Source organism: Ochrobactrum vermis, from assembly GCF_002975205.1.
Taxonomy (GTDB): domain Bacteria; phylum Pseudomonadota; class Alphaproteobacteria; order Rhizobiales; family Rhizobiaceae; genus Brucella; species Brucella vermis.
In genome coordinates this window covers 1,782,747-1,809,741 of record NZ_PCOC01000001.1, presented here as the reverse complement: position 1 = coordinate 1,809,741, position 26,995 = coordinate 1,782,747, and the positions used below count along the sequence as shown (strand labels likewise).

Below are 26,995 nucleotides of genomic sequence, written 5' to 3'. Positions count from 1 at the left end.
GACACAAGAAACGTTCCAAGACGGTAGGTTATGAAAATAAATTTTGTTGTTGTTTGCGCCCTTGTTGGCGCGATGAGTTCGTTTGGCCTGAATCCAGCACTGAGTGCCCCTTCATCTGAACCGACCAACCTCGCAGCTCTCCTCAAGGCACGCCAGCAGAACAAGACTGCCGAGGCGGAAAAGCCAACCACAGCGCCGAAGAAGGCATCGATCGTCAGCCGCCGTGCGGCACCTGCCACCAAAGGTTCCACCGGCAAGCGTTCGCAGTCGAAAGACAAGACTGCCCGGAGCGCCAAGAGTGGCGGTAACTATTCCACCATCATCAACCGTTATGCATCGACCTATGGTGTGCCCTCAGCGCTTGCTCATGCAGTTGTGCGTCACGAAAGCAACTTCCAGCCGAACGTGCGCGGCAAGGCTGGTGAAATCGGCCTGATGCAGATCAAGCTCTCGACTGCACGTGGTCTCGGCTATACGGGTTCCGCCAAGGGCCTCTACGAGCCTTCCACGAACATCCAGTTCGGCATGAAATATCTTGCCATGGCGCAGAAGCTCGGCGGTGGAAGCACCTGCGGCACAATCCTGAAGTACAATGCCGGTCATGGTGCCAAGCGCATGAACCCGACCTCTGCAAAGTATTGCAGCTCGGTTAAGGCCTATATGAGCGCTCTCTGATTCATTTTCAGGATGCGATTACAGATTTGCGTCGGCGGTCGCGTAGAGTACAGGCCGCCTGATGTGAACGGAAAGCCGACAGTGGCAACACTGTCGGCTTTTCTGTTTCGAGTTCATTCAGATTTTTTGAGAAATTCGGTTTCACTGTTTCGCTATCGTTGCTATATGCGCGCTGTCAGTCGGTCGGGCAGCCGCGCCTGTCATGTGCCGAAAGGCGGCAGGTGAGGAAAGTCCGGGCTCCATGGAAACACGATGCCGGGTAACGCCCGGCGGGGGCGACCCCAGGGAAAGTGCCACAGAGAGTAGACCGCCCCGTCTTCCGTACCGCTTGGCAAAGCGGCAGGGATGACGGGGTAAGGGTGAAAGGGTGGGGTAAGAGCCCACCGCGTCTGCAGCAATGCAGACGGCACGGTAAACCCCATTGGGAGCAAAACCGAATAGGGACGGCGCACCGGTTCGCAAGGACTGGTAATCAGTTTCCGGATCAGCCGTCCGGGTGGGTTGCAAGAGGCGGGTGGCGACATCCGTCCCAGATGAATGGCTGCCGCGCCGGGCGCAAGTCCGGCCATACAGAACCCGGCTTACAGACCGACTGACATTTTTTCCCAAGAAGCCGTTTCGGCATTCGAACGCAAGAAACGGATAGTTGCGTTGCAGCAAGGATTCTAATTGGGACCTCCACGAAATCATGGAGGTCAATATGTCCAGCTTGAAAGACAAGGTTGCAATCATCACCGGTGCATCGTCTGGAATAGGGCGTGCTGCTGCATTGCTCTTTGCCAGAGAAGGCGCTTCAATTGTGTTGAACGCTCGCGGACTTGCGGGTCTCGAACGTGTAGCCGAAGAGATTGCAGCGTTTGGCGGGAAAGCGCATTGCGTTGCCGGCGACGTTTCTGAAGTCCAAACCCATAAGACGCTGGCTACCGCAGCGAAGGATAAATTCGGTGGGCTCGATATTGCATTGAACAATGCAGGCACGGTCGGGCCTATAGCTCCGCTCGCTGAAATCGCGCCCGATGACTGGCAGGCCGTCCTCTCGGGAAACCTGACTTCTGCGTTTCTGGGAGCCAGATCGCAAATTTCACTGATGCTCGAACGGGGCGGCGGCTCCATTATATTCACGTCAACATTTGTCGGTACGAGTGTCGGCATTCCCGGCATGTCGGTTTACGGAACCTCGAAGGCAGCTCTCATGGGGATGGTGAAGGGCATAACGGCCGATTATGGCGCTCTTGGCATCCGGGCGAATGCACTTTTGCCCGGTGCTGTTGATACGCCGATGGGTGGAGATGAAAAGCATAAGGAATGGGCCGCAGGCCTGCATGCGATGAAGCGGATCTCCCAGCCTGAAGAAATCGCACAGGCCGCACTGTTTCTGGCAGGTCCGATGTCGAGTTTCGTGGCGGGTTCGGCACTTTATGCTGATGGTGGCAATGCCGCAGTGAAATAAAGAGATGGGCGGCTTCGCAATGCGAAGCCGCCCATTCGAACGCCTCGGGAGGGGCTTAAACTGGTACGCCGGTTAGGAAATCGTAGATGAGCTTCATGTTTAGCACGACGATGATCGCAGCGGTGATCGCGGCAAGGATCGTCACCCAGCGCGGAGCGACCAGTGATCCCATCTTCTTTTTCTCCGCTGTGAACATGACGAGCGGAATGATGGCAAAGGGAAGCTGAAGGCTCAACACGACCTGAGATAGGATCAGAAGTTCAGTCGTTCCTTGCGATCCATACATGATCGTCACGACAGCAGCCGGAACAATGGCCACGAAGCGCGTGATTGCACGGCGCAGCCAGGGCTTCAGACGGATGTCGATAAAACCTTCCATGACGATCTGACCGGCCATGGTCGCGGTAATGGTCGAATTCAAACCGCAGCACAGAAGTGCAACAGCGAAGAGTGTCGGGGCGAGGGCTGATCCCAGCAGCGGGTTCAACAAGGTATGGGCCTTGTCGAGGTCTTCGACCGTAGTATGGCCGGTGGCGTTGAAGCTTGCCGCAGCCAGGATCAGGATCGATGCATTGACCAGAAGAGCGAATGTCAGCGCAACGGTGGAATCGAGCGTCGCAAAGCGTATGGCCTCGCGCTTTTCAGCGGTAGTATGGCCATAATCGCGTGTCTGGATGATGCCGGAATGCAGATATAGATTATGCGGCATGACCGTGGCGCCAATGATGCCGAGCGCAATATAGAGCATGTCCGGATTGCGGATGATCTCGGTCGTTGGTGCGAAACCTTTGATAACCTCAGCCCAATGCGGTTGCGCCATCAGAATCTGGATGAGGAAGCAGAGCGCGATCACAGCCAGAAGCGTGATGATGAGCGCCTCGACACGGCGGAATCCTTTGTTCTGCAGATAGAGAACCAGAAGCACGTCGGCAGCGGTGATGATGACGCCGATTTCAAGTGGAATGCCGAAAAGCAGGTTGAGACCGATTGCCGTGCCGATGACTTCTGCAAGGTCGGTAGCGCAAATCGCAAGTTCGGCCAGAAGCCAGAGTGGCCACGCAAGCAAACGCGGATAGGCATCGCGACAGGCCTGCGCCAGATCGCGACCGGTCGCGACGGCAAGACGAGCACAGAGTGCCTGCAGGAGAACGGCCATCAGATTGGACAGCAGAACAACCGATAACAGCGTATAGCCGAAGCGGGAACCGCCAGCGAGGGAGGTGGCCCAATTGCCAGGGTCCATATAGCCGACAGCGACCAGATAGCCGGGACCGAAGAAGGACAGCGCGCGGCGGAACTTCGAACCGGACCGATTAACCCTGATAGAGCGGTGGACGTCGGACATGGATGCTTCGCCGCGATCCCGCCGCCAGCCTTCAAATGTAACTTCACCAGCGCCGGAGGGACCTGCTCCATGAGGTGCCATGATAAATGCCTTGATTGCTTTATGCAGTTGCAAACTATTTGCATTAAATAAGCCAATGATGGGAAGGCGTCAACCGGGGGTAGGTCATCACAAATCATAAGCCTGTGATGCATACTGTGTCTCGGTGCTGCGTCGTCTCGTGTGTAGGTGGGCTTGGCATCGGACAAAAATGAAAGCAGGTGCTGGGTTTTCAGCAAGCACCGGTGCGTATGTTCTGCAAAAAACTCTGTTGAAAATTCTGAAACTGGCAGAGTTCTGCAGCAGACCTGATCCAAAGGATAACGCTTCATTAAGCTTAATATCCGATAACTGACGAACGAATCCGCCATGGCGCCAAGTTGACGGCAAATGGTCGGAATCCGCAAGCAAAGCACTCGAGCATGTCTCCCAAAAGTGGGAACGATCTTCGCGGGGAAATCAGTGAATTGGTCTGATTTCTGATCCCGCTACGATAGGAAAAAGACATGCATGAGAACAAACGGTTAAAGCGCGAGGCGCTTAAGATAACGGGCCGCGTACCCGGGAAAGGATCGGAATGATGGCTAGCCTCGGCGGAGACAATTCTCAAGCCGGTGGGGCTGAAGTCCGTCACGTTCCGGTGCTGATCGCCGAAGTGATCGACGCCCTGAAGCCTGTACCTGGCACAGTGATTGTCGACGGGACATTCGGTGCCGGTGGCTATACGCGTCGCATACTGGAAACGGGTGCGGATGTGATCGCGATTGACCGCGATCCGACCGCAATTGAGGCCGGGCGAGCGATGGAGACGCAGTTTCCAGGCAGGCTCAATCTGGTCGAGTCCCGGTTCTCTGCTCTTGATGACGCGGTTTCGCATGTGAAGGGGGCGGGCAGCAAAGTGGACGGTGTTGTGCTCGATATTGGCGTGTCGTCGATGCAGATCGACGAGGCTGAGCGCGGCTTTTCCTTCCAGAAGGACGGTCCGCTCGACATGCGCATGTCCAACAAGGGGCCGACCGCTGCTGATGTTGTGAATCGTCTCAAGATGGGCGATCTCGCACGTATCTTTAATTTCCTCGGCGAAGAGCGTCATGCAGGGCGTATTGCGCGTATGATTGAAAAGCGCCGCGAAGCGCAGCCTTTTTCGCGTACGCTTGATCTGGCGAATGCCATTGAATCGCTCGTCGGTCGCAATCCGAAAGTGCCTATCCACCCTGCAACGCGTGTGTTTCAGGCATTGCGTATTTATGTGAATGACGAATTGGGTGAACTGGCGCGGGCATTGCTTGCCGCCGAGCGTATCTTGAAGCCGGGCGGTCGACTGGTTGTCGTGACGTTCCATTCGCTCGAAGACCGCATGGTGAAACGCTATTTCGCTGACCGCGCGGGCGGCAGTGCAGGATCGCGTCATCTGCCGGAAACGCATGTCCGTCTGCCAAGCTTCACGCCTGCGGTCAAGGGCGCTGTCGGCCCGACAGCGGAAGAAGAAGAACGAAACCCGCGTGCGCGCTCGGCGAAGCTGCGCGCCGGGATCAGGACGGATAATCCGCCACTGGAAGACGATCTATCGCTTTTCGGGCTGCCCAAACTGCCCGAGACGAACGAACTGGCCCGGAGTTAAACGAGTGCTACGTACTTTCGACATCATCATGATAGCGGCGATGCTGGTGGCGGCGACCGTCACCTATACGATCAAATATGACGCGGAAAAGCAGATCGCGGTCATCGCCAAGCTGAAGCGACAGATCGACTCCGAGAAGGACACGATCACGCTCCTGCGCGCCGATTGGGCATTGATGACCCAGCCAGGTCGCCTGCAGAGCCTTGTTGGTGTCTATGAAAAGGAACTCAATATCCAGCCGATCGAAGCCGAACAGCTTGTGCTGGGCGTCAACGAAATTCCGGAACGTCCGGTCGACGATATACAGAAGATCATCTCCGGCAGCGATGAACTGCTCGCAAGCGGTGTGCTCGAAAAGGACGCGATCACCACCGGCAGCGTCAAGAAGAGTGGGGCGAGGCACTGATCATGCGGCTGAGACTCTCCAGAAAAAAGAATACGCAAGTAGATGACGGTGTTGGGCCGGTCGGCGATGAAAAGCTGTCCGGCAACATGGCTTTTGTCGGTTCGCGCAAGAAGCATGGCAACCGTGCACGCAATCGCCTCTGGATGGCCATTGCCTGTTTTGTCGGCATCTATGGTGTCATGGGCGGGAAGCTCGTCTATTTCGGCGTCATTGGTGGCGAAAACGAAGACAATGCAGGTCCGGCTGTTCACCAGCTTGCATCGCGCCCGGATATTCTTGACCGCAACGGTGAAATTCTCGCCACCGACATCAAGACTGCTTCGCTTTATGCAGAGCCGCGCAAGATCGTCGATCCCGATGAAACCATCGAAATGCTGTCGACGGTGCTGCCCGATCTCGATTGGGAAGCGACGTACAAACGTCTGAAAAGTGGTGCTGGCTTCGTCTGGATCAAGCGTGGGCTGACCCCGAGACAGCAGAGCCAGATTATGGCGCTCGGCGTGCCGGGCATCGGTTTCCGTACGGAAAAGCGTCGCTTCTATCCGGGCGGGCCGACCGCATCTCATATTCTGGGTTTGGTCAATGTCGATAATCAGGGCATTGCAGGCATGGAAAAATATATCGACAGCCAGGGGCTGACGGACCTGCGTTCTGTAGGTCTTGCTACCGGACAGTCGCTGGAGCCGGTGCGCCTGTCGATCGATATTCGCGTGCAGCACATCATGCGCGACGTGCTGGTCAAGGCCATGGAACGCTACCGGGCAATTGCTGCTGGTGCGGTGGTGCTGAACGTCAAAACTGGCGAAGTGATCGCCATGGCATCGGTGCCGGATTTCGATCCGAACAATCCGGTCCATGCGCTGGACAAGGACCGCCTGAACCGCATGTCGGCTGGCACCTATGAAATGGGCTCGACCATCAAGAGCTTTACCACGGCGATGGCGCTCGATTCTGGCAAATTCAACCTGCAGTCGAAACTTGATGCCAGCCGTCCGCTGGTTTTCGGCCGCCAGACGATCCGCGACTTCCACGGCAAGGGCCGCTGGCTGACACTGCCGGAAGTTTTCATCTTCTCGTCCAATATCGGTTCGGGCCGTGAGGCGGATGCCGTTGGCATTGAAGGGCATCGCGCATTCCTGAAGAAGATCGGTCTTCTCAACCGCATGCAGACTGAATTGCCGGAAGTGGCACGTCCCGTCGAGCCGCGCGTGTGGAAGAAGGTTCACTCGATGACCATCTCGTTCGGCCACGGCATGATGACGACGCCGTTGCAGACGGCTGTTGGTGCTGCCGCTCTGATGAATGGTGGCAAGCTGATGGAGCCGACTTTCCTGATGCGTTCGCAGGCTCAGGCTGATCAGGTGGCCAAGCAGGTGGTTCATCCACAGGTTTCTGCGGATATGCGCTACCTCTATCGCCTCAATGCAACGGCCCAGGGCGGCTCCGGCAAGCGGGCCACAGTTCCGGGCTACCGCGTCGGCGGCAAGACCGGCACTGCCGAAAAGGTGGTGCACGGGCGCTACTCGAAGGACGTGCGCTTCAACGCATTTCTTGCTTCATTTCCAATGGATGATCCAACCTATGTCGTCCTGACCATCATCGACGAACCGAAGCCGGAAGAAGGCAAGTTCAGTGCAACCGCAGGTCTCAATGCAGCGCCGATGGTTTCGGAGATCATCCGTCGGTCTGCTTCGTTCCTCGGTGTGAAGCCCGATTTCCAACTCGAAGCCCAGCCAGCAATGGTTAGCAATTTAAGCGGCAAGCCTGATTTTCAACAGGAAGTGCCGCCAGCAATGGTGTCCAACGAATACGACTGATTCGCATCAAGCAGCCTTTGCAGCGAAACGCGCACAACTGAATCTGGATTTGGTATGACCATGAAACTGAAGGAAATCGCTCTCTTTAAGGAACTGGCCTCCGGCAATGCCGGTGAGGTGGAGATCACCGGCGTCACGTCGGACTCCCGCAAGGTCGAACGCGGTTTTCTTTTCGCAGCGCTGAAGGGCGTGAAAGCGGACGGCGCGGCTTTCGTCGCCGATGCCCTCAAGCGCGGCGCCAGCGCCATCATCGCAGGCAAGGAGACGGCTATCGCCGACGCAGGCGTGCCGGTCCTTCATGTTGACGACCCACGCCTTGCGCTCGCAGTCGCGGCAGCACAGTTCTATGGTAAGCAGCCGCAAGTTATGGTTGCCGTCACAGGCACCAGCGGCAAGACTTCGGTCGCGTCCTTTGCTCGCCAGATATGGGCTTATGCCGGTTTTCCGGCGGCGAATATCGGTACGACCGGCGTGTTCTCGCCGACCCGTAGCGACTATAATTCACTGACGACGCCCGATCCCGTGGAACTGCATCGCGTTCTCGCCGAACTTGCCGACGAAGGCGTGACCCATGCGGCCATGGAAGCCTCGTCGCATGGCCTCGATCAGCGCCGTCTGGATGGCGTCAAGCTCGCCGCCGGTGCCTTCACCAATCTCGGTCGCGACCATATGGATTATCACGCCACCATAGAAGAATATCTGGGCGCAAAGATGCGTCTCTTCACCACGCTTTTGCCGAAGGGCGCGCCAGCCATCATCTTCTCCGACGACCATTTTTCGGCGCAGGCTATTGAAGCCGCAACGCTCGCCGGCTGTGACGTGAAGACGGTCGGGCGGAAAGGCAATTTCATTGCCCTCAAGCGCGTGGAGCACGAGCGTTTCCGCCAGCACGTCGAAGTGCGCATCGGCGACGATATTTTCGAGATCGAACTGCCGCTCGCGGGAGATTTTCAGGTTGCAAATGCGCTGGTAGCGGCAGGACTTGCGATGGTTACAGGCGTTCCGGCTGCTGCTGCGATGCGCGCGCTGGAGCGTCTGAAAGGTGCTCCGGGACGCCTTGATCTTGTCGGTGCGACGGAAGACGGTGCACCGGCCTATGTCGATTACGCCCATAAGCCGGAGGCGCTGGAAAATGTGCTCACTTCGGTACGCCCGTTCACGACCGGGCGGGTGATCGTCGTCTTCGGTTGCGGTGGCGACCGTGACAAGGGCAAGCGTCCGATCATGGGCGAAATCGCTTCGCGACTGGCTGATGTGGCAATTGTTACCGATGATAATCCGCGTTCGGAAGTTCCTGCCCAGATCCGCTCCGAAATCATGGCTGCGGCGCCAGGCGCGACCGAAATCGGGGATCGTCGTGAGGCAATCTTCACCGCCGTATCAATGATGCAGCCGGGCGATACACTGGTCGTTGCGGGCAAGGGGCACGAGGAAGGGCAGGTCGTCGGCAACATTACCTTGCCATTCTCGGATCATTCGGAAGTCGCAGCCGCGCTTGCTGCCCGTCTTGAGGAGCGCTCGGAATGAGTGACTGGCTCTGGACGTCCAATGATATGGTCGAGGCCATGGAAGGCAGGCCCTTCGGCAACCTTCCTGCGGGTATAACCGGTATCTCTATCGATAGCCGCTCGCTGAAGCCTGGCGAGGCATTTTTCGCCATCAAGGGTGAACAGTTCGACGGGCATGATTTTGTAACGTCTGCAATGGCCGCCGGCGCGGGTCTTCTTGTGGTCGCCGAGCATCGTCTGCCCGCATTCGGCAATTCAAAAGTGCCGATGATCGTCGTTGAGGACGTGCTTGAAGCTCTCACCAAGCTCGGCATTGCTTCGCGGGCACGCTCAAAAGCGCAGATCATTGCGGTGACAGGTTCCGTCGGCAAGACGACGACCAAGGAAGCCTTGCGTCATGTGCTTTCGGAAGTCGGCAAGGTTCATGCTTCAGTGGCGTCGTTCAACAATCACTGGGGCGTGCCGCTGACGCTTGCGCGCATGCCTGCCGATACGGATTACGGCGTTTTCGAAATCGGCATGAACCATCATGACGAAATCCGTCCGCTGGTGAAGATGGTGCGCCCGCATGTGGCTCTGATCACTCTGATTGCGCCTGCGCATCTCGGCCATTTCGCCAATCTGGAAGAAATCGCTGTCGCCAAGGGCGAAATTTTCGAAGGCATCGTTCCAGGTGGCTACGCGCTTCTCAATCGGGACGACAAACGCTTCAAGCAGTTGGAAGAACTGGCCGAAAAGGCCGGTGTCGAACATATTGCCACATTCGGAGAAAATGCCCGTTCCGACTACCGCCTGCGCGAAGTGAAGCTTCATCCGACCTGCTCGTGCATGACGGTGAAGATCGGCACGCATGAAGCGGCAGTCAAGGTCGGCATGCCGGGGCGTCACATCGTGCAGAACATGCTTGCCGTTCTGGGTGCTGCGGATCTTTCCGGTGCCGATATTGCGAAAGTCATGATGGCGATGGCCACGCTTTCTGCCGAGGGCGGACGCGGAGCGCGCCATGTGCTTCAGCATCCCGAAGGAACTTTCACGCTGATCGACGAGAGCTACAACGCCAATCCGACCTCGATGCGCGCGGCTCTATCGCTGCTGCATTCGACGACACCGGAAGGTTCGCGTGGCCGCCGCATAGCTGTTCTGGGTGATATGCTGGAGCTTGGCCGTCAATCGGGCAAACTCCACGCCGATCTGGCACGGCCGATCGTGGACGCTGAAGTGAACTCGCTTTTTATCGGTGGACCGGACATGTCGGCGCTTAAAAATGCCTTGCCGGTTGAAATTCAGACCGAGTACAGGCAAAGCACCGACGAATTGTTGCCGCTGGTGATCAAGGCGGTCCGTCCGGGCGATGTCATTATGGTGAAATCGTCGAAGGGGATCGGCTTTTCCAAAATCGTCAAGGCATTGATCAGCCAGTTTCCGCCGGTGGAACCCGCGGAGTAAGCGGTATTTGAGGGATTTTTCTCTACATGTTGATGCTTCTCACCTTCTTCGCCGAACATATGACACCGCTCAATGTGTTCCGCTACATTACCTTCCGCACCGGCGGCGCGATGATTACATCGGCGCTGATCGTGTTTCTGTTCGGCCCGTCGATCATCAAGTCGCTCAGGGTGCGTCAGGGGAAAGGCCAGCCGATCCGCGCTGACGGTCCGCAGACCCATTTCAAGAAGGCCGGTACGCCCACTATGGGCGGTCTCATGATCATGACGGGCATTCTTGTGTCATGCCTGCTCTGGGCCAATCTCACCAGCGTCTATGTCTGGGTGGTGCTGACGGTCACGGTGGGCTTCGGAGCCATCGGTTTCTACGATGACTATCTGAAGGTGACGAAGCAGTCCGACAAGGGCTTTTCCGGCAAGGCGCGTCTCGGCATCGAGTTTCTGATTGCCGCTGTTGCCGCTTTCATCATCATGCGGGCAGGGCAGGAGCCGTTCTCGTCATCGCTGACATTCCCGTTCGCCAAGCAGTTCGTCATCAATCTGAGCTGGTTCTTTATTCCGTTTGCCGCCTTCGTTATGGTCGGTGCAGGCAATGCCGTGAACCTGACCGACGGTCTCGACGGGCTTGCAATCGTGCCGGTTATGGTCGCCGCAGCCTCTTTCGGTTTCATCGCCTATCTTTCCGGTAACGCGATCTTCGCGGATTATCTGCAGATCCATTTCGTGCCGGGCACGGGTGAGCTTGCAGTGGTTCTCGGTGCTGTTATCGGCGCGGGGCTCGGCTTTCTCTGGTTCAACGCGCCTCCCGCCGCTATCTTCATGGGTGATACAGGTTCGCTGGCGCTGGGCGGCATGCTCGGCACGGTCGCAGTTGCGACGAAGCATGAAATCGTTCTCGCCATCATCGGCGGTCTGTTCGTCGTTGAAGCGCTTTCTGTCATCATTCAGGTCGGCTCCTTCAAGCTGACTGGCAAGCGCGTCTTCCTGATGGCACCTATTCACCACCATTTTGAAAAGAAGGGCTGGACCGAGAGCCAGGTCGTGATCCGGTTCTGGATCGTTGCGATCATTCTCGCGATGATTGGCCTTTCCACCTTGAAGCTCAGATAACAGGCATATCGAATGATCCCGATCACCGCCCTCAAGGATAAGACAGTCGCCCTTTTCGGACTGGGCGGGTCGGGCATTGCCACCGCCAAGGCTATTCTTGCGGGCGGGGCAAAGATCATTGCCTGGGACGATAATCCCGACAGCGTTGCCCGCGCCCAAAGCGCGGGCATTGCCACAGGCGATCTGCGGCAGGCTGACTGGTCGCAATTCGCGGGTTTTGTACTTTCGCCCGGCGTTCCGCTGACCCATCCAAAGCCGCACTGGACTGTCGATCTGGCTCATGCTGCGGGTGTTGAAATCATCGGTGACGTGGAGCTTTTTGTCCGCGAGCGTAATCATATCGCTCCCGATTGCCCGTTCATCGCCATTACCGGCACCAACGGCAAATCGACGACGACCGCTTTGATCGCTCATATCATCAAGGCGTCTGGCCGGGACATGCAGCTTGGCGGTAATATCGGCACTGCAATCCTGACGCTGGAGCCACCGCAGGCCAATCGCTTTTATGTGGTCGAGTGCTCATCCTACCAGATCGATCTGGCACCATCGCTGAATCCGACGGCGGGTATCCTGCTCAATCTGACTCCGGATCATCTCGACCGTCATGGCTCGATGGAAAACTACGCCGCTATCAAGGAACGTCTGGTGGCAGCGAGCGATACAGCAATCGTTGGCGTCGACGATCCGTACTGCGAAGCCATTGCAGATCGGCTATATCGTGACGGTGTGCACGTCGTGCGGATTTCCAAGGAAAAACGCCTCGGTAAAGGCTATTTCGCTGATAGTGCAAAGCTGTTCTGGGCGCAGGATGGAGAAATCGACGAAATCGCTTCGCTGGAAGGCATTGGTTCGCTGCGTGGCGCACACAATGCGCAAAATGCACTTGCAGCTATCGTCGCCTGCCTGTCGGTCGGTTTGAGCATCGAAGAGATACATGCCGGATTGAGGAGCTTCCCCGGCCTTGCTCATCGTATGGAACAGGTCGGGCATCGCGGGAAAGTCCTGTTCGTCAACGATTCAAAAGCGACCAATGCGGAAGCAACTGCTCCGGCATTGTCTTCTTTCCCGCACAACATCTACTGGATTGCGGGTGGTGTGCCGAAAGCTGGCGGGATTTCTTCGCTGGCGGGTTTCTTCCCACGGATCGCCAAAGCCTATCTGATCGGCGAAGCCGCAGCGCAGTTTGCTGCAACGCTCGGCGATGCAGCGCCGTACGAGATTTCCGACACGCTTGCAGTCGCCGTCGAACACGCGGCCCGCGATGCCGGTAACGATGCTGCTCCTGAGCCGGTTGTGCTGCTGTCACCCGCTTGCGCGAGCTTCGACCAGTTCCAGAATTTCGAGAAACGCGGTGATGCATTCCGCAGCGCTGTTCTGGCGCTTCCAGGTGTTGAGCCGATAGGAGGAAAAAGCTGATGGTAAGCCGTGTCGATCGCGGTCCTGTCGCCAATTGGTGGTGGACAATAGACCGCTTCTTCCTCGCTGCATGTCTGGCCCTGATGGGGCTTGGCATTCTGCTGTCATTCGCCGCAAGTCCTGCCGTGGCCCAGCGTATCGGCCTCGATGGGTTTCATTTTGTCGAGCGCCAGATTTTCTTCATGCTTCCGGCAGTGGGTGTCATGATCGGCGTTTCGTTTCTCTCGCCGCGTCAGATCAGGCGATTTGCATTGATCCTGCTTGGCATTTCGCTCGTGCTGATGGTCGCCGCACTGTTTTTCGGCATCGAAGTGAAGGGCGCGCGACGCTGGGTCAATCTGGCGGGTATCTCCATCCAGCCGTCGGAATTCATGAAGCCTGCATTCGTGGTGGTTTGCGCCTGGCTGTTCTCGGAGCGGGAACGCGGCGGCGAAATGCCCGGCAATTTTCTTGCCATGCTGCTGTTCGGTACCGTTGCGGCGCTGCTCGTTCTCCAGCCTGACCTTGGCCAGACAATGCTGACCACAGGCACGTGGGGGGCAATGTTTTTCCTCGCCGGTCTGCCGATGTTCTGGATTCTGGTTCTCGGTGGCCTTGCCGTTTGCGGTGGTGTTTCAGCCTATTTCATGTTCGATCACGTCGCTGGGCGTATCAATCGGTTCATGACGGGCGAGGGCGACACGTTTCAGGTCGATGCCGGTCGTGAAGCGATCCTGCGCGGGGGCTGGTTCGGACAGGGGCCAGGCGAAGGCACCGTGAAGCGGATCATCCCGGACAGCCACACCGATTTCATTTTCTCGGTCGCGGCGGAAGAATACGGCATCATTTTATGCATGATCATCATGCTGCTGTTTGCATTCATCGTCGTGCGCGGTCTTTCGATTGCACTGCGTGAGCGTGATCCGTTTACGCGTCTGGCCGTTTCGGGGATTGTCATTTTGTTCGGCTTCCAGTCGATCATCAACATGGCCGTAAACCTGCATCTCATGCCTGCAAAGGGCATGACCTTGCCGTTCATTTCCTATGGCGGTTCCTCGCTCATCGCCATCGCTATCACGATGGGCATTCTTCTGGCTCTGACGCGCCGTCGTCCGGAAGCGCGCATGACCCATACGGTCGGCAGTGGTGTCGACATGGGTAAACGCATTCCTGCGCTGTGAGGGCTTGATGGGTAGTCTTGCTAATCGGGGCGTAATTGTACTGGCCGCCGGTGGAACAGGCGGTCACCTGTTTCCGGCGGAAGCGCTGGCGCACGAGTTGAAAGCGCGCGGCTGGGATGTCCATCTGGCCACCGATGCGCGCGCGCAGCGTTTTGCCGGTGCCTTTGCGGAGGACCATGTTCATGTCATTCGCTCGGCGACCATTGCCGGTCGCAACCCGATAGCGCTTTTGAGGACGTTCTGGTCGCTGTGGCAGGGCAATCTCGATTCCCGCAAATTGTTTCGTCGGCTGAAACCGAAACTCGTTGCGGGCTTTGGTGGTTATCCGACGCTGCCGCCGCTCTATGCTGCGAGCAACATGGACATTCCGACAATGGTGCACGAGCAGAATGCCGTGATGGGGCGCGCCAATAAAGGGCTTGCGGGTCGCGTAAAGGCTATTGCGGGCGGCTTCCTGCCCGAAACGGGCGGTACTTTTGCTGAGAAGACAGTCACGACCGGCAATCCGGTTCGTCCGCCCGTTCTGGCCGCAGCCGGAACACCCTATAAACCGGTCAGGGCGGATGAACGGTTTCGTCTGCTGGTTTTTGGCGGCAGCCAGGGCGCGCAGTTCTTTTCGACCGCCATTCCTGCTGCCGTGGCTTTGTTGCCGGAAAAGGATCGGGCGCGGCTGCTGGTCACCCAGCAGGCCCGCAAGGAAGATGAGGCCGCTGTTCGCGAGACCTACAAGAAGCTAGGTATTCCCGCCGATGTTGCGCCGTTTTTCAACGATATGCCAGCGCGTATGGCTGATGCCCAGTTTGTGATTTCGCGTTCCGGTGCTTCGACTGTTTCCGAAATCACGGTGATTGGTCGTCCGGCGATGCTGGTGCCGTTCCCGCATGCACTGGATCACGATCAGGCGGCGAATGCAGCGGCACTTGCGGCGGTCGGTGGTGGCGAGGTTGTTCGCCAGTCGGAATTGTTGCCAGAACGCCTTGCCGAAATACTCCAGGCAGCAATGAATGAGCCGGAGCGCCTCGAAACTATGGCAAAAGCTGCAAAAAGCGTTGGTAAGCCGGATGCAGCGCGGTTGCTTGCTGATCTGGCAGAGGCTATTGCAGCGGGTAAATCTGTTCAGGAATTCAAAGAAGGAACTCGGCCATGAAAATGCCGCTGAATATCGGGCTTGTCCATTTCATCGGAATTGGCGGCATCGGCATGAGCGGTATTGCCGAAGTGCTGCACAATCTCGGTTACAAGGTGCAGGGCTCGGACCAATCCGACAGCGCCAATGTGCAGCGCCTGCGTGAGAAGGGCATCGAAGTCTTTGTCGGTCACAAGGCGGAAAATATCGGAGATGCCGAAGTGGTTGTCGTTTCGACGGCGATCAAGAAGAACAATCCCGAATTGGTTGCTGCGCGCGAAAAACTGCTGCCCATCGTACGCCGGGCCGAAATGCTGGCAGAGCTGATGCGCTTCCGCCGTGCAGTTGCCATTGGTGGCACGCATGGCAAGACGACCACGACGTCCATGGTTGCTGCATTGCTTGATGCCGGGCATCTCGATCCGACCGTCATTAACGGCGGCATCATCAATGCCTACGGCACCAATGCCCGCATGGGTGATGGTGACTGGATGGTGGTGGAGGCTGATGAAAGCGACGGTACATTCCTGAAACTGCCTGCCGACATTGCGGTGGTGACCAATATCGATCCCGAACATCTCGACCATTACGGCAATTTCGACAATGTGCGCGCTGCCTTTGCCCAGTTCGTCGAGAACGTGCCGTTTTACGGTTTCGGTGTCATGTGCCTCGATCATCCGGAAGTGCAGGCTCTGGTAAGCCGCATCGAGGATCGTCGCATCATTACTTACGGTCAGAACCCGCAGGCGGAAGTGCGCTTCGTCAATCATCGTATGGAAGGTGCTGTCAGCCTGTTCGATGTCGTGATCCGTTCCCGCAAGGGTGAGGCGACCGAAATCAAGGATTTGCGCCTGCCGATGCCGGGCCAGCACAATGTTTCCAACGCCACGGCGGCAATTGCGGTTGCGCATGAGCTGGGCATATCCGCCGACGATATTCGTCGCGGTCTCGGCTCGTTCGGTGGTGTGAAGCGCCGCTTTACGCATACGGGTTCGTGGAATGGCGTCGAGATATTCGACGACTACGGCCATCACCCGGTTGAAATTCGCGCTGTGCTGAAAGCGGCGCGTGAAGCCACAAGCCAAGCCCCTGGTGGCCGTGTGGTCGCCATTGTGCAGCCGCACCGCTTCACACGTCTGGCGAGCCTGTTCGATGAATTCGCTGCATGTTTCAACGATGCTGACACGGTCATCGTGACGCCGGTTTATACGGCGGGCGAAGACCCGATTGAAGGCGTCAATTCCGAGACGCTGGTATCGCGTATCAAGACCGCAGGTCATCGCGATGCACGTTATGTCAGCGGCCCTGAAGCCCTGGCACCATTGGTCGCTTCGATTGCGGAACCGGGCGACTTCGTCGTTTGCCTCGGCGCGGGCAATATCACGCAATGGGCCTACGCGCTGCCCAAGGAACTCGCCGAACAGGGTAAAAAGTAATGATGGAAAGCGGCGAGACGCTTCTGAAGAAGCTCGACGGCAAGCTGTCGGGCCTGCGCGGGCGTCTGACGCCCGATACGGGCATGGACAAGATCACCTGGTTCCGGGCCGGTGGGCCGGCACAGGTCCTGTTTCAGCCCGCTGACGAAGAAGACCTTGCCACATTTCTGAAGGCTGTACCGGAAGAAATACCGATCCTCGTCGTCGGTATCGGCTCCAACCTGCTTGTGCGCGATGGCGGTGTGCCCGGTTTTGTGATTCGGCTCTCGGCGAAAGGCTTTGGCGAGGTGGAGCGTGTCTCCGACACGCAGCTCAGAGCGGGCACAGCGACGCCAGACAAGCGCGTGGCGGCGGCGGCGCTTGAGGCCGAGCTTTCGGGCTTCCATTTCTACCACGGCATTCCTGGTGGCGTTGGCGGGGCATTGCGCATGAATGCGGGCGCCAACGGTGTGGAAACGCGTGAGCGCGTCGTGGAAGTTCGTGCACTTGATCGCCAGGGCGAGGTGCATCTGCTTTCCAACGCGGATATGGGCTACGCCTATCGTCATTCCTCAGCCTCGTCGGATCTGATCTTCACTTCCGTATTGTTCGAAGGAATTCCGGGTGAGCCTGCTGCAATCAGGCAGGCCATGGACGAGGTGCAGCATCATCGCGAGACGGTGCAGCCGGTGCGCGAAAAGACAGGCGGCTCGACCTTCAAGAATCCGGAAGGTACATCGGCTTGGAAAGAGATCGACAAAGCAGGCTGTCGCGGTTTGCGCGTCGGTGGTGCGCAGATGTCCGAAATGCACTGCAATTTTATGATCAATACAGGCACTGCAACGGGGCACGATCTGGAGACTTTGGGCGAAACGGTTCGCGCAAAAGTTTTCGAAAATTCGGGTATTCGCCTTCATTGGGAAATCAAACGTCTCGGTTTGTTCCGCGATGGTGAGTCGGTTGAAGAGTTTCTCGGCAAATTCTGATAAAAAAGTTGCCCGGATTTTCTACCTGATATTCCGGGCTTTTTTGCCTTCGCAAGCGACGCGTAAGCTTCGTCCCTTCCTATAGGGTCTTGTCACGGAATCAATCCTCTGATTCTTTAGGGTTAACCACACAGTGATTTGATTCGGCAGGATTTTCCTGTCGCGGGTACCTGCGGCCTGTGCTGCTGGGTTGCTCGGATTCTGTTTAATTGATGCGCAGGGGATTGCGCAGAGGGGATGCTAACATGACGGGAAAGCACGTTGCCGTTTTGATGGGCGGTTTCTCTTCGGAGCGTCCTGTCAGTTTGTCATCTGGGGCGGCGTGCGCGCAGACTCTTGAAGAGTGTGGCTATCGCGTGACGCGTGTCGATGTTGGTCGCGACGTTGCCACTGTTCTTGCTGAGCTTAAGCCTGATGTTGCGTTCAATGCGCTGCACGGCCCTTTCGGTGAAGATGGCGCTATCCAGGGTGTTCTCGAATATCTCCAGATTCCCTACACGCATTCGGGTGTGCTTGCTTCCGCGCTCGCCATGGACAAAGAGCGCGCCAAGAAGGTGGCTGCCGCTGCTGGCGTTGCTGTGGCTCCCTCAAGGCTCATGAATCGTTTCGACATCGTTATGCAGCATCCGATGGAGCCGCCTTACGTGGTGAAGCCGGTTCGTGAAGGGTCGAGCTTCGGCGTTGTCATCGTCAAGGAAGATCAGGCGCATCCACCGCAGGTTATCGGTTCTGCTGAGTGGAAATACGGCGATGAGGTCATGGTCGAGGGCTATATTGCCGGGCGCGAGCTGACTTGCGCTGTGATGGGCGATCGCGCCATGGACGTGTGCGAGATCATTCCGGTAGGGCATCAGTTCTACGACTATGATTCAAAATATGTTGCAGGCGCATCAACTCACGTGTGTCCGGCAAAAATTTTACCAAATATTTACCAAAAAATACAAACAATGGCCCTTACGGCGCATCGGGCAATCGGGTGTCGGGGCGTAAGCCGGTCGGACTTCCGTTTCGATGATCGTTTCTCCGAAGATGGTGAAGTTATCTGGCTGGAAATCAATACCCAACCGGGGATGACTTCTACCTCGCTCGTGCCTGATATCGCCAGAGCGGCAGGTATCTCTTTCGGTGAATTGTTGAGTTGGATGGTGGAGGACGCGTCTTGTTTGCGTTGAACGGAAAATCGGACGGATACGGGCGCTCGGGCTCGATGCGGGATGCATCGGGAGCGATGGGCGCTGCTTTCGTCCTGCCGCGCTTCCTGCGCAAGCCGTTCCGCTTTGCAGTCCGTCTTTTCCAGGGCAATATTAATATCCCGCGCCATGCCGGTACTGTTGGCATGCTGGGTTTCCTTGGTGCTACCGGCCTTTACGGCATGGTGGTTGGTAATCATACGCCCGAGGTCGTCAAGGCGACTGCTTCCACTTTTGGTTTTGCAATCGAGGATGTGAAGGTCGTTGGCAACAACGAGACTTCCGATATCGATATTCTGGGTCAACTCGATCTCGACGGCGAGACCTCGCTTGTTGGTTTGAGCGCGGAAGAGGCACGTCAGTCCATCGACAAGCTGCCCTGGGTGGAAAGTGCAGAAGTGCGCAAGGTTTATCCTGGCACGGTTCTCGTTTCGCTGCATGAGCGTAAGGCGTTTGCGATCTGGCAGAACGACAAGGATCTGGCTCTGATCGACGCCGCTGGCGATACCATCGTTCCGTTCCGTCCGGGCCGGTACAATTCTCTGCCACTCGTCGTGGGCGAGGGTGCTGAAAAAAAGGTCAAGGGCTTCGTTGACGAGATTGCCGCCTATCCGGGATTGGCCGGAAAGGTTCGTGCCTACATCCGCGTCGGCGATCGTCGCTGGGACCTGCTTCTGGATAATGGCGTGCGAATCATGCTGCCGGAAACCGATCCGTTGAAAGCGCTGGCCCATGTCGAGAAGCTCGATCAGGAAAGCCGCCTTCTGTCGCGTGATATCGCGGCGGTTGATCTGCGGCTCGATGATCGTGTGACGGTTCAATTGACTGCAAGTGGCATGGAGCAGCGCCAGAAGTTTCTGGCAGAGCGTAAAAAAGAACTATCCCGCACGGGGAAGCGCGTATGAGTATTCTGGGCGGCAAGGGATCATCACAAGGCGGAACTGCAGGGCGCAAGGTGCGCCTGTTAACGGTTCTGGATGTCGGATCAAGCAAGGTTTCCTGCGTCATCGCAAGGTTGCGTCCGCATGAAGGCGGCGCACTGCTGCCAGGTCGCACGCACCGTATGGAAGTGCTCGGCATCGGTCACCAGCGTTCGCGCGGCGTCAAGTCGGGCGTCATTATCGATCTCGATGCGGCTGAGCAGTCGATCCGTCTTGCAGTCGATGCAGCAGAGCGCATGGCCGGACTGACCGTCGATAGCCTCATCGTGAATATTTCGGCGGGTCGCCTCAAGAGCGAGACCTTCACGGCGAGCGTCAATCTCGGCGGCCACGAAGTCGAGCAGACCGATATTCGCCGCGTTCTGGCCGCTGGCGCGAAGCAGGCGCTCGCAGCCGAGCGTCATCTCGTTCATTCGCTCCCCGTCGGTTATACGCTCGACGGTGAGCGTGGAATTCGCGATCCGCTCGGAATGCTGGGCGACAGCCTTGGCGTCGATATGCATGTGCTGACCGCCGATGCGGCACCCCTGCGCAATCTCGAGCTTTGCATCAATCGCTGTCATCTGTCGGTGGAAGCCATCGTTGCTACGCCTTATGCCAGCGGTCTTGCTGCTCTGGTCGGCGATGAAGCCGAAATGGGCGCTGCCTGTATCGATATGGGCGGTGGTACGACGACGATTTCCGTCTTCTCCGAAGGCAAGTTCATTCACGCCGATGCCGTTGCGATCGGCGGCAATCACGTGACGATGGACGTGGCGCGCGGTTTTTCCACCCGGATGGAAGACGCTGAACGCCTGAAGGTCATGTACGGCTCCGCTCTGCCGAGCGCTGCCGATGACCGCGACCTCATTTCTGTTCCGCCCATCGGTGACGATGAGCGTGATGTACCCAATCAATATCCGCGCTCGGTACTGACGCGGATTATCCGTGCAAGAGTGGAAGAGACGCTGGAACTGGTGCGCGACAGGCTCAACCAGTCAGGTCTTGGACATATTGTCGGCAAGCGTGTGGTTCTGACCGGCGGCGCAAGCCAGCTGCCAGGAATGCCAGAGGCTGCCAGGCGAATCCTTGCAAGAAATGTACGAATCGGGCGTCCTCTAGGAATAGCGGGATTGCCTGAGGCGGCTAAGGGGGCAGCTTTTGCCGCGACCGTTGGACTTCTGATTTACCCGCAGGTGGCCGGGATAGAAGAGCGGTCGGTGAAAGCAGCTTCCTCCGGTCTGATGACTGGTACGGGTGGGCGCATTCAACGTGTCAGCCAATGGCTGAGAGAGAGTTTTTGAGTAAGCATTGAGTGAACAGTTGAATCAGCGTGTTGCATTAGCATGTCGACTTTTTGGGGCGTGACCATCTGGGTAACAACCAATCCACACCGCGGCGGCGAAGCGGTGGTAAGGCTTAAGAGGAACAAGGACCTATGACTATCAATCTGCAAAAGCCGGATATCACCGAGCTGAAGCCCCGCATCACCGTATTCGGTGTCGGCGGCGGCGGCGGCAATGCGGTCAACAACATGATCAATGCCGGTCTGCGCGGCGTGGATTTTGTCGTAGCCAACACCGACGCTCAGGCTTTGACGATGTCGAAGTCGGAACGCATGATCCAGCTTGGCGCTGCCGTCACAGAGGGTCTTGGTGCTGGTTCCCAGCCAGAGGTTGGCCGCGCGGCTGCTGAAGAATGCATCGACGAAATCGTCGATCATCTGAACGGTACGCATATGTGCTTCGTGACTGCAGGCATGGGCGGCGGTACCGGCACTGGTGCTGCTCCCGTTGTGGCGCGTGCAGCGCGTGAACGCGGTATCCTCACCGTCGGCGTCGTGACCAAGCCTTTCCACTTCGAAGGCGCCCGCCGCATGAAGACTGCCGATCTTGGCATTGAAGAGCTGCAGAAGAATGTCGACACGCTCATCGTCATTCCGAACCAGAACCTCTTCCGCATTGCCAACGACAAGACCACCTTCGCCGATGCTTTCGCAATGGCTGACCAGGTGCTCTATTCGGGCGTTGCCTGCATCACCGACCTGATGGTCAAGGAAGGCCTCATCAATCTCGACTTCGCTGACGTTCGTTCGGTGATGCGCGAAATGGGCAAGGCCATGATGGGTACGGGCGAAGCTTCCGGCGAAGGTCGCGCAATGGCTGCTGCCGAAGCTGCAATCGCCAACCCGCTGCTTGATGAAACGTCGATGCGCGGCGCGAAGGGCCTCCTGATCTCGATCACCGGTGGTCGCGACATGACCCTGTTCGAAGTCGACGAAGCTGCGACGCGTATTCGCGAAGAAGTCGATCCGGATGCGAACATCATCCTTGGCGCGACCTTCGATGAAGGCCTCGAAGGCGTCATCCGCGTGTCTGTTGTCGCAACCGGTATCGACAAGCAGTTAGGAGACGCGGCGCCTGCGCCGCTGGAATTTCGCCAGCCAGTAAAGCAGACCGCTCAGGCGAAGCCTATGGCTCCGCATGGCGCCCTTCGTCCTCCGGTCGTTGAACAGCCGCGTCAGGTCGATCCGATTGCCCAGGCGATCCAGTCTGCTGAAGCTGAAATGCCAGCCGCACCGGTAGCCCCTGCTGCTTCTGCTGAACCGGAATTCCGTCCGCAGAGCCGCATTTTCCAGGCTCCGGCACCGGAATCCTTCGAACGCGCTCCGGCTGCCCGTGCACCGATGCCGCAGGCTCAGGCTGCACAGCCACAGGCCTACCAGCAGCCGCAGATGCATGAACAGCCGGTACGCGAGCCACGCCCGGCTCCGCGCATGCCCGCCGTTTCGGACTTCCCGCCGGTTGCCCAGGCTGAAATCAATGCCCGTCGCGCTCCGCAGCAGCCTGCACAGGAAGAGCCGCGTGGCCCGATGAGCCTCCTGAAGCGTCTGACCCATGGTCTGTCGCGTCGCGAGGAAGATCAGCCTGCAGCCCGTCTGGAACCGGCACAGCATCGTGAGCCCGGCATGCGCCCGGCTGAACGCCGTGCTCCGCAGCAGGACTCGTCGATCTATGCACCGCGTCGCGGCCAGCTTGATGATCAGGGCCGTCCGCAGCCACGTGCCGCCTCTGAAGAAGATCAGCTCGAAATCCCGGCCTTTCTGCGCCGCCAGTCGAACTGAGTGATTTCGGAAAGCAATTAAGAAAGCCGCGGGTAACTCCCGCGGCTTTTTCATTTCCTGATGGAATATAGCTAACTGTAAACGAATTCAGAACATTCGTAAGAAAGCGTGATTTTGTTCAAGTCACGCAAATTATTATTTTAATTGAAACGGGGTATGGTTCGGGCAGCACAAGTTTGTGAAACCCTTGTATTCCCTGTCGCAATTTTAGCTATATCTATCCATATAGACGCGAAGAATTGCGAAATCGGGCTGTGTTGAAAATCCGTTTGGATGGCCTGCATTCATTTTATTCAGCAGATTGGAACTGTCTTGAGCGCTTATCAAAAGACAATTGGTCGTGCGGTCACGCTTTCAGGTGTCGGTGTTCATGGTGGGGCTCCTGCTTCGGCGACGTTTTTTCCAGCCGATGCCGATACGGGAATCGTTTTCCAGCGTTCAGATATGAAGGGCAGCGCCCCGGAAGTACGCGCCCATGTTTCGCAGATTGGTGCAACGGACCTCTGCACGTCGCTTGGGCCTAAAGAGTCCAAGATCGACACGGTTGAGCACCTGATGGCAGCGATTGCCGCAATGGGCATTGATAACCTCGTCGTGGAAGTCGATGGTCCTGAAGTCCCTATTCTTGATGGTACTTCTGCGCGTTTTATCGAAGCTTTCGATGAGGCGGGTATCGTCACGCAGGAAGCAAAGCGCCGTTTTATACGCATTCTGAAAACGGTCCGCGTCGAAGCTGGCGGCTCCTGGGGGGAGTTCCGTCCTTTCGCCGGTACACGATTTGAGGTCGAAATCGACTTCGAATGCCCGCTGATCGGGCGGCAGAAATTTGCCGACGACGTGGATGAGGCGACCTTCCGCAAGGAGCTTTCCACCGCGCGCACGTTCGGTTTCATGAAGGATGTGGAACGCCTCTGGGCTTCGGGCCATGCGCTTGGCTCTTCGCTCGACAATTCGCTTGTCATCGGTGACGATAATTCAGTGATCAATCCGGGTGGCCTGCGTTTCAAGGACGAATTCGTTCGTCACAAGACGCTTGATGCTGTCGGTGATCTGGCTCTTGCTGGTCTGCCGTTCATCGGCTGTTTCCGCTCTTATCGCAGCGGTCATAGACTGAACGCCGAAACGGTGAAGGCGCTGCTATCGGACAAGACGGCCTTCGATATTGTTGAGGCTTCCGGTGTCCGCCGGAATTCCAGGGCGTCTGACTTCGTTGCGGTGAAGCCGAATATCGCCGCTCCATGGGCGCTCTAACTATTTGTTTTGTCCCATTATCCTACGCAAAACCGCTTCGCATTTTACTGGAAATACTCTGGTATCACGCAAGAAATGAGTGCGTATCGGCGTACGGCCTTAATTGAGCCGTGTTCGCCGGTTCACCTCGCGACTGAGTCGGTGCGCCGTTCTGCGGTGGATTGATCGGGGAGTATCTACCCAAGCGGGTGGTCAATACCGGGGACAATTCACACTGGTTACGCGTTTCGATGCGCCGCCCGGCGGATTCAGACCACTAGGCGATTGCCGATTTCGCCTGCATGTGGTTTATGGACGGCCAAAACGGCGTCAGCTATGTTCGTACATTCGCTGAAGCTGAATGATTTGTATGGATGGAGCCGCCGTGCAGTGTTAGAAGCACGCAGCTCCAAACAGGAATGACGCTGCCAGAAGGCCGGAGACCGCATGACGAGTTTCAAATTCAAGGGTGTGACGAAAACCGCGCTGCTGACTGGCGTTATCGCCGTTCTTATCCCGCTCGCCGGTTGTGCCAGCAAGGACGACGACATCGATCTCACCAAATATGTCGAGACGATCGATCCTGCCGACAAACTCTACAATGAAGGCCTCGCCAATCTGGACGCAGGTCGCCTCGATGAAGCCGCGAAGAAGTTCGCTGCCGTTGACCGCCAGCACCCTTACACGGAGTGGGCACGCAAGGCGCTTGTGATGGCTGCTTTCACCAACTACCGCAAGGGCAATTACGAAGAAGCGATCTCGATGGCGAAGCGTTACAACACGCTTTACCCGACTTCGCCTGAATCCGCTTATGCCTATTACATCATCGGTCTTTCCTATTTCCGCCAGATCCCGGACGTGACTCGCGATCAGGCCGCGAGCCGCCGCGCAATCGCTGCGATGCAGGAAGTGGTCGACCGCTTCCCGGACTCCGAATATACGGATGATGCCAAAGCCAAGATCCGCTTTGCCCGCGACCAGCTCGCAGGCAAGGAAATGCAGGTTGGCCGCTACTATCTGGAACGCAAGGAATATCTGGCGGCTATCAAGCGCTTCCGTGGCGTTGTGGAGGAATATTCCAATACCCGTCAGGTGGAAGAAGCGCTCGCTCGTCTCGTCGAAGCCTATTATGCGCTTGGTCTGACGTCGGAAGCCCAGATGGCTGCTTCGGTTCTCGGTAAGAACTATCCGGACAGCCAGTGGTACAAGGACAGCTACAAGCTTCTGCAGAGCGGTGGTCTCCAGCCGCGCGAGAATGGCAATTCGTGGCTGGCCAAGGCTTCGTCGCTGATCACCGGCGGCGGCTCATAAGCCGAATCTCACATGCTGTCGCACCTGTCGATCCGCGATATTGTTCTGATTGAAAGGCTCGACATCGAGTTCAAGACAGGCTTGTCCGTGCTTACCGGTGAAACCGGAGCGGGCAAGTCTATCCTGCTTGATTCGCTTTCGCTGGCGCTTGGTGCACGCGGCGATGCCTCTCTCGTGCGTCATGGCGCCGATCAAGGGCAGGTAACGGCGGTATTCGATGTGCCGGGTGGTCATCCGGCCCGACTTTTCCTTCGCGATAATGGTTTTGATGATGATGGCGACGTTATCCTGCGTCGTTTGCAGATGGGCGACGGGCGTACCCGTGTTTTCATCAACGATCAGGCGGCAAGCGTTGCGCTGCTGCGCGATCTGGGTCGCAGGCTGGTGGAAATTCACGGCCAGCATGACGACCGTGCGCTGATCGATACTGATCTTCATCGTACATTGCTGGACGCTTTCGGTGGTCTCGAGCCAGAGGCCGCGTTGGTTCGCGAGCGGCATAAGGCCTGGCGCGATGCGGAAACCGCACTCGCCAAGCATCGTGCGCGCGTCGAACAGGCAGAGCGCGAGGGGGATTATCTGCGTTCTTCGGTGGAGGAGCTGACCAAGCTCGATCCGCAGCCCGGCGAGGAAGAAGAACTCGCCGAACGCCGTGCGATCATGATGAAATCCGAAAAGATCGCCGGTGACGTGAATGAAGCCGGTGAACTACTTTCAGGGCAGGGGTCGCCTGTGCCGTCGCTGGCGAGCCTTGTGCGCCGTCTTGAGCGCAAGATTCCGGAAGCACCGCATCTGCTGGAACCGGTTTGCAAGGCGATCGATGAAGCGCTCAACAGCCTGGCTCTTGCACAAGACGGCATTGATCATGCGATGCGCGAAATCGATTTCGATCCGCACGTGCTGGAACAGGTCGAGGAGCGGCTTTTTGCTCTGCGTGCCGCCGCGCGCAAATATTCTGTCCCGGTGGAAGGATTGCCTGCACTGCGTGACAAGATGGATGCCGATCTTGCCGATCTCGATGCCGGAGCGGAAAAGCTCATCCAGCTCGAAAGTCAGGCAACTGAAATGCGGGCGGCTTATGACACGGTTGCGGCAAAGCTTTCCGGTTCGCGCAAGGAGACGGCGGAGCATCTGAAGGCTGCAGTAATGGCCGAACTGCCGGCACTGAAGCTGGAGCGTGCGGAATTCATCGTTGAAATGACAACCGACGCGCAAGCGCGGGCGGCTGAAGGCATCGATACGGTTGAATATTGGGTGCGAACCAATCCGGGCACTCGTGCCGGGCCAATGATGAAGGTCGCTTCGGGTGGTGAGCTTTCGCGTTTCCTGTTGGCGCTGAAGGTGGCGCTTGCGGATCGCGGTTCTGCTCCGACGCTCGTATTCGATGAAATCGACACCGGCGTAGGTGGTGCAGTAGCTGATGCCATCGGACAGCGCCTTGCACGGCTTTCCGGCCGCGTGCAGGTTCTTTCGGTCACGCATGCGCCGCAGGTGGCAGCCCGTGCCTCGACACATTTCCTGATTGCCAAATCGGCAACCAATGAAGACCGGATGGCGACCTCCATCCGATCCATCGGGGTGGGAGAACGGCAGGAAGAAATTGCCCGCATGCTGGCCGGTGCCAGTATCACCGATGAAGCACGTGCGGCAGCGGAACGGCTGCTTGCCGAGAACAGTGCGCTCGTCTCCTGACACGACGCT

21 protein-coding genes and 1 other RNA gene are annotated in these 26,995 nt (G+C 57.6%); 21 read left to right on the top strand and 1 reads right to left on the bottom strand.

What is annotated here, in order from left to right; genetic code table 11:
• Positions 1-30 precede the first annotated feature (30 nt).
• From CQZ93_RS08955 to CQZ93_RS08945, 3 genes are all read left to right on the top strand, one after another.
• Positions 31-675 carry a lytic transglycosylase domain-containing protein gene (locus CQZ93_RS08955; protein WP_105542255.1) on the top strand — a complete coding sequence of 215 codons (645 nt, stop codon included), beginning with the start codon at positions 31-33 and terminating at the stop codon, positions 673-675.
• Between the two features lie 175 nt (positions 676-850).
• An RNA gene (gene rnpB / locus CQZ93_RS08950) (RNase P RNA component class A) lies at positions 851-1,275 on the top strand.
• 100 nt (positions 1,276-1,375) lie between these two features.
• Entirely contained in the window at positions 1,376-2,125 is a 750-nt protein-coding gene (locus tag CQZ93_RS08945; RefSeq protein ID WP_105542254.1) for an SDR family oxidoreductase, read from the top strand.
• 55 nt (positions 2,126-2,180) lie between these two features.
• Here CQZ93_RS08945 and CQZ93_RS08940 read toward each other — a convergent pair whose 3' ends face one another.
• On the bottom strand, positions 2,181-3,551 hold the full coding sequence (locus CQZ93_RS08940; RefSeq protein WP_105543242.1) for an Nramp family divalent metal transporter: 1,371 nt from the start codon (positions 3,549-3,551) through the stop codon (positions 2,181-2,183).
• 535 nt (positions 3,552-4,086) lie between these two features.
• Between CQZ93_RS08940 and rsmH the strand changes: the two genes are divergently transcribed.
• The 18 genes from rsmH (at position 4,087) to recN (ending at position 26,986) form a co-directional block, all read left to right on the top strand.
• The gene (gene rsmH / locus CQZ93_RS08930; protein WP_181153329.1) at positions 4,087-5,130 is read left to right on the top strand and encodes a 16S rRNA (cytosine(1402)-N(4))-methyltransferase RsmH; all 1,044 of its coding nucleotides are present in this window, start codon (positions 4,087-4,089) and stop codon (positions 5,128-5,130) included.
• 4 nt (positions 5,131-5,134) lie between these two features.
• A complete protein-coding gene (gene ftsL, locus CQZ93_RS08925) occupies positions 5,135-5,536 on the top strand; it encodes a cell division protein FtsL (RefSeq protein WP_105542253.1) in 402 nt (133 codons plus the stop codon).
• Between the two features lie 2 nt (positions 5,537-5,538).
• Positions 5,539-7,353 carry a peptidoglycan D,D-transpeptidase FtsI family protein gene (locus CQZ93_RS08920; RefSeq protein WP_105542252.1) on the top strand — a complete coding sequence of 605 codons (1,815 nt, stop codon included), beginning with the start codon at positions 5,539-5,541 and terminating at the stop codon, positions 7,351-7,353.
• A gap of 54 nt (positions 7,354-7,407) precedes the next feature.
• Positions 7,408-8,880: a UDP-N-acetylmuramoyl-L-alanyl-D-glutamate--2,6-diaminopimelate ligase gene (locus CQZ93_RS08915; RefSeq protein ID WP_105542251.1), complete on the top strand. Its 1,473-nt coding sequence runs from the start codon at positions 7,408-7,410 to the stop codon at positions 8,878-8,880.
• The gene (locus CQZ93_RS08910) at positions 8,877-10,307 is read left to right on the top strand and encodes a UDP-N-acetylmuramoylalanyl-D-glutamyl-2,6-diaminopimelate--D-alanyl-D-alanine ligase (RefSeq protein WP_105542250.1); all 1,431 of its coding nucleotides are present in this window, start codon (positions 8,877-8,879) and stop codon (positions 10,305-10,307) included. Before CQZ93_RS08915 ends, CQZ93_RS08910 begins: the two co-directional genes overlap by 4 nt.
• Positions 10,308-10,333: 26 nt before the next feature.
• Entirely contained in the window at positions 10,334-11,416 is a 1,083-nt protein-coding gene (mraY, locus tag CQZ93_RS08905) for a phospho-N-acetylmuramoyl-pentapeptide-transferase (protein WP_105542249.1), read from the top strand.
• A gap of 12 nt (positions 11,417-11,428) precedes the next feature.
• Complete coding sequence (murD, locus tag CQZ93_RS08900) at positions 11,429-12,832, top strand: UDP-N-acetylmuramoyl-L-alanine--D-glutamate ligase (protein WP_105542248.1); 1,404 nt, start codon at positions 11,429-11,431, stop codon at positions 12,830-12,832.
• Positions 12,832-13,992, top strand: a complete 1,161-nt coding sequence (gene ftsW, locus CQZ93_RS08895; RefSeq protein ID WP_105542247.1) for a putative lipid II flippase FtsW — start codon at positions 12,832-12,834, stop codon at positions 13,990-13,992. The genes murD and ftsW overlap by 1 nt, the downstream gene beginning before the upstream one ends.
• A gap of 7 nt (positions 13,993-13,999) precedes the next feature.
• Complete coding sequence (gene murG, locus CQZ93_RS08890; RefSeq protein WP_105542246.1) at positions 14,000-15,139, top strand: undecaprenyldiphospho-muramoylpentapeptide beta-N-acetylglucosaminyltransferase; 1,140 nt, start codon at positions 14,000-14,002, stop codon at positions 15,137-15,139.
• Complete coding sequence (gene murC / locus CQZ93_RS08885) at positions 15,136-16,554, top strand: UDP-N-acetylmuramate--L-alanine ligase (protein ID WP_105542245.1); 1,419 nt, start codon at positions 15,136-15,138, stop codon at positions 16,552-16,554. The genes murG and murC overlap by 4 nt, the downstream gene beginning before the upstream one ends.
• Positions 16,554-17,519 (top strand): UDP-N-acetylmuramate dehydrogenase, encoded by a 966-nt coding sequence (gene murB, locus CQZ93_RS08880; RefSeq protein ID WP_105542244.1) that lies wholly within the window; start codon positions 16,554-16,556, stop codon positions 17,517-17,519. The genes murC and murB overlap by 1 nt, the downstream gene beginning before the upstream one ends.
• A gap of 245 nt (positions 17,520-17,764) precedes the next feature.
• Positions 17,765-18,691 carry a D-alanine--D-alanine ligase gene (locus tag CQZ93_RS08875; RefSeq protein WP_105542243.1) on the top strand — a complete coding sequence of 309 codons (927 nt, stop codon included), beginning with the start codon at positions 17,765-17,767 and terminating at the stop codon, positions 18,689-18,691.
• Positions 18,679-19,614, top strand: a complete 936-nt coding sequence (locus CQZ93_RS08870) for a cell division protein FtsQ/DivIB (protein WP_105542242.1) — start codon at positions 18,679-18,681, stop codon at positions 19,612-19,614. Before CQZ93_RS08875 ends, CQZ93_RS08870 begins: the two co-directional genes overlap by 13 nt.
• Positions 19,611-20,933, top strand: a complete 1,323-nt coding sequence (ftsA, locus tag CQZ93_RS08865) for a cell division protein FtsA (RefSeq protein ID WP_104755970.1) — start codon at positions 19,611-19,613, stop codon at positions 20,931-20,933. Before CQZ93_RS08870 ends, ftsA begins: the two co-directional genes overlap by 4 nt.
• A gap of 134 nt (positions 20,934-21,067) precedes the next feature.
• On the top strand, positions 21,068-22,753 hold the full coding sequence (ftsZ, locus tag CQZ93_RS08860; RefSeq protein ID WP_105542241.1) for a cell division protein FtsZ: 1,686 nt from the start codon (positions 21,068-21,070) through the stop codon (positions 22,751-22,753).
• 312 nt (positions 22,754-23,065) lie between these two features.
• Positions 23,066-24,004, top strand: a complete 939-nt coding sequence (lpxC, locus tag CQZ93_RS08855) for a UDP-3-O-acyl-N-acetylglucosamine deacetylase (RefSeq protein ID WP_105543240.1) — start codon at positions 23,066-23,068, stop codon at positions 24,002-24,004.
• 426 nt (positions 24,005-24,430) lie between these two features.
• Positions 24,431-25,294: an outer membrane protein assembly factor BamD gene (locus CQZ93_RS08845; protein ID WP_105542240.1), complete on the top strand. Its 864-nt coding sequence runs from the start codon at positions 24,431-24,433 to the stop codon at positions 25,292-25,294.
• A gap of 12 nt (positions 25,295-25,306) precedes the next feature.
• Positions 25,307-26,986: a DNA repair protein RecN gene (gene recN / locus CQZ93_RS08840; protein WP_105542239.1), complete on the top strand. Its 1,680-nt coding sequence runs from the start codon at positions 25,307-25,309 to the stop codon at positions 26,984-26,986.
• Positions 26,987-26,995: the final 9 nt, after the last annotated feature.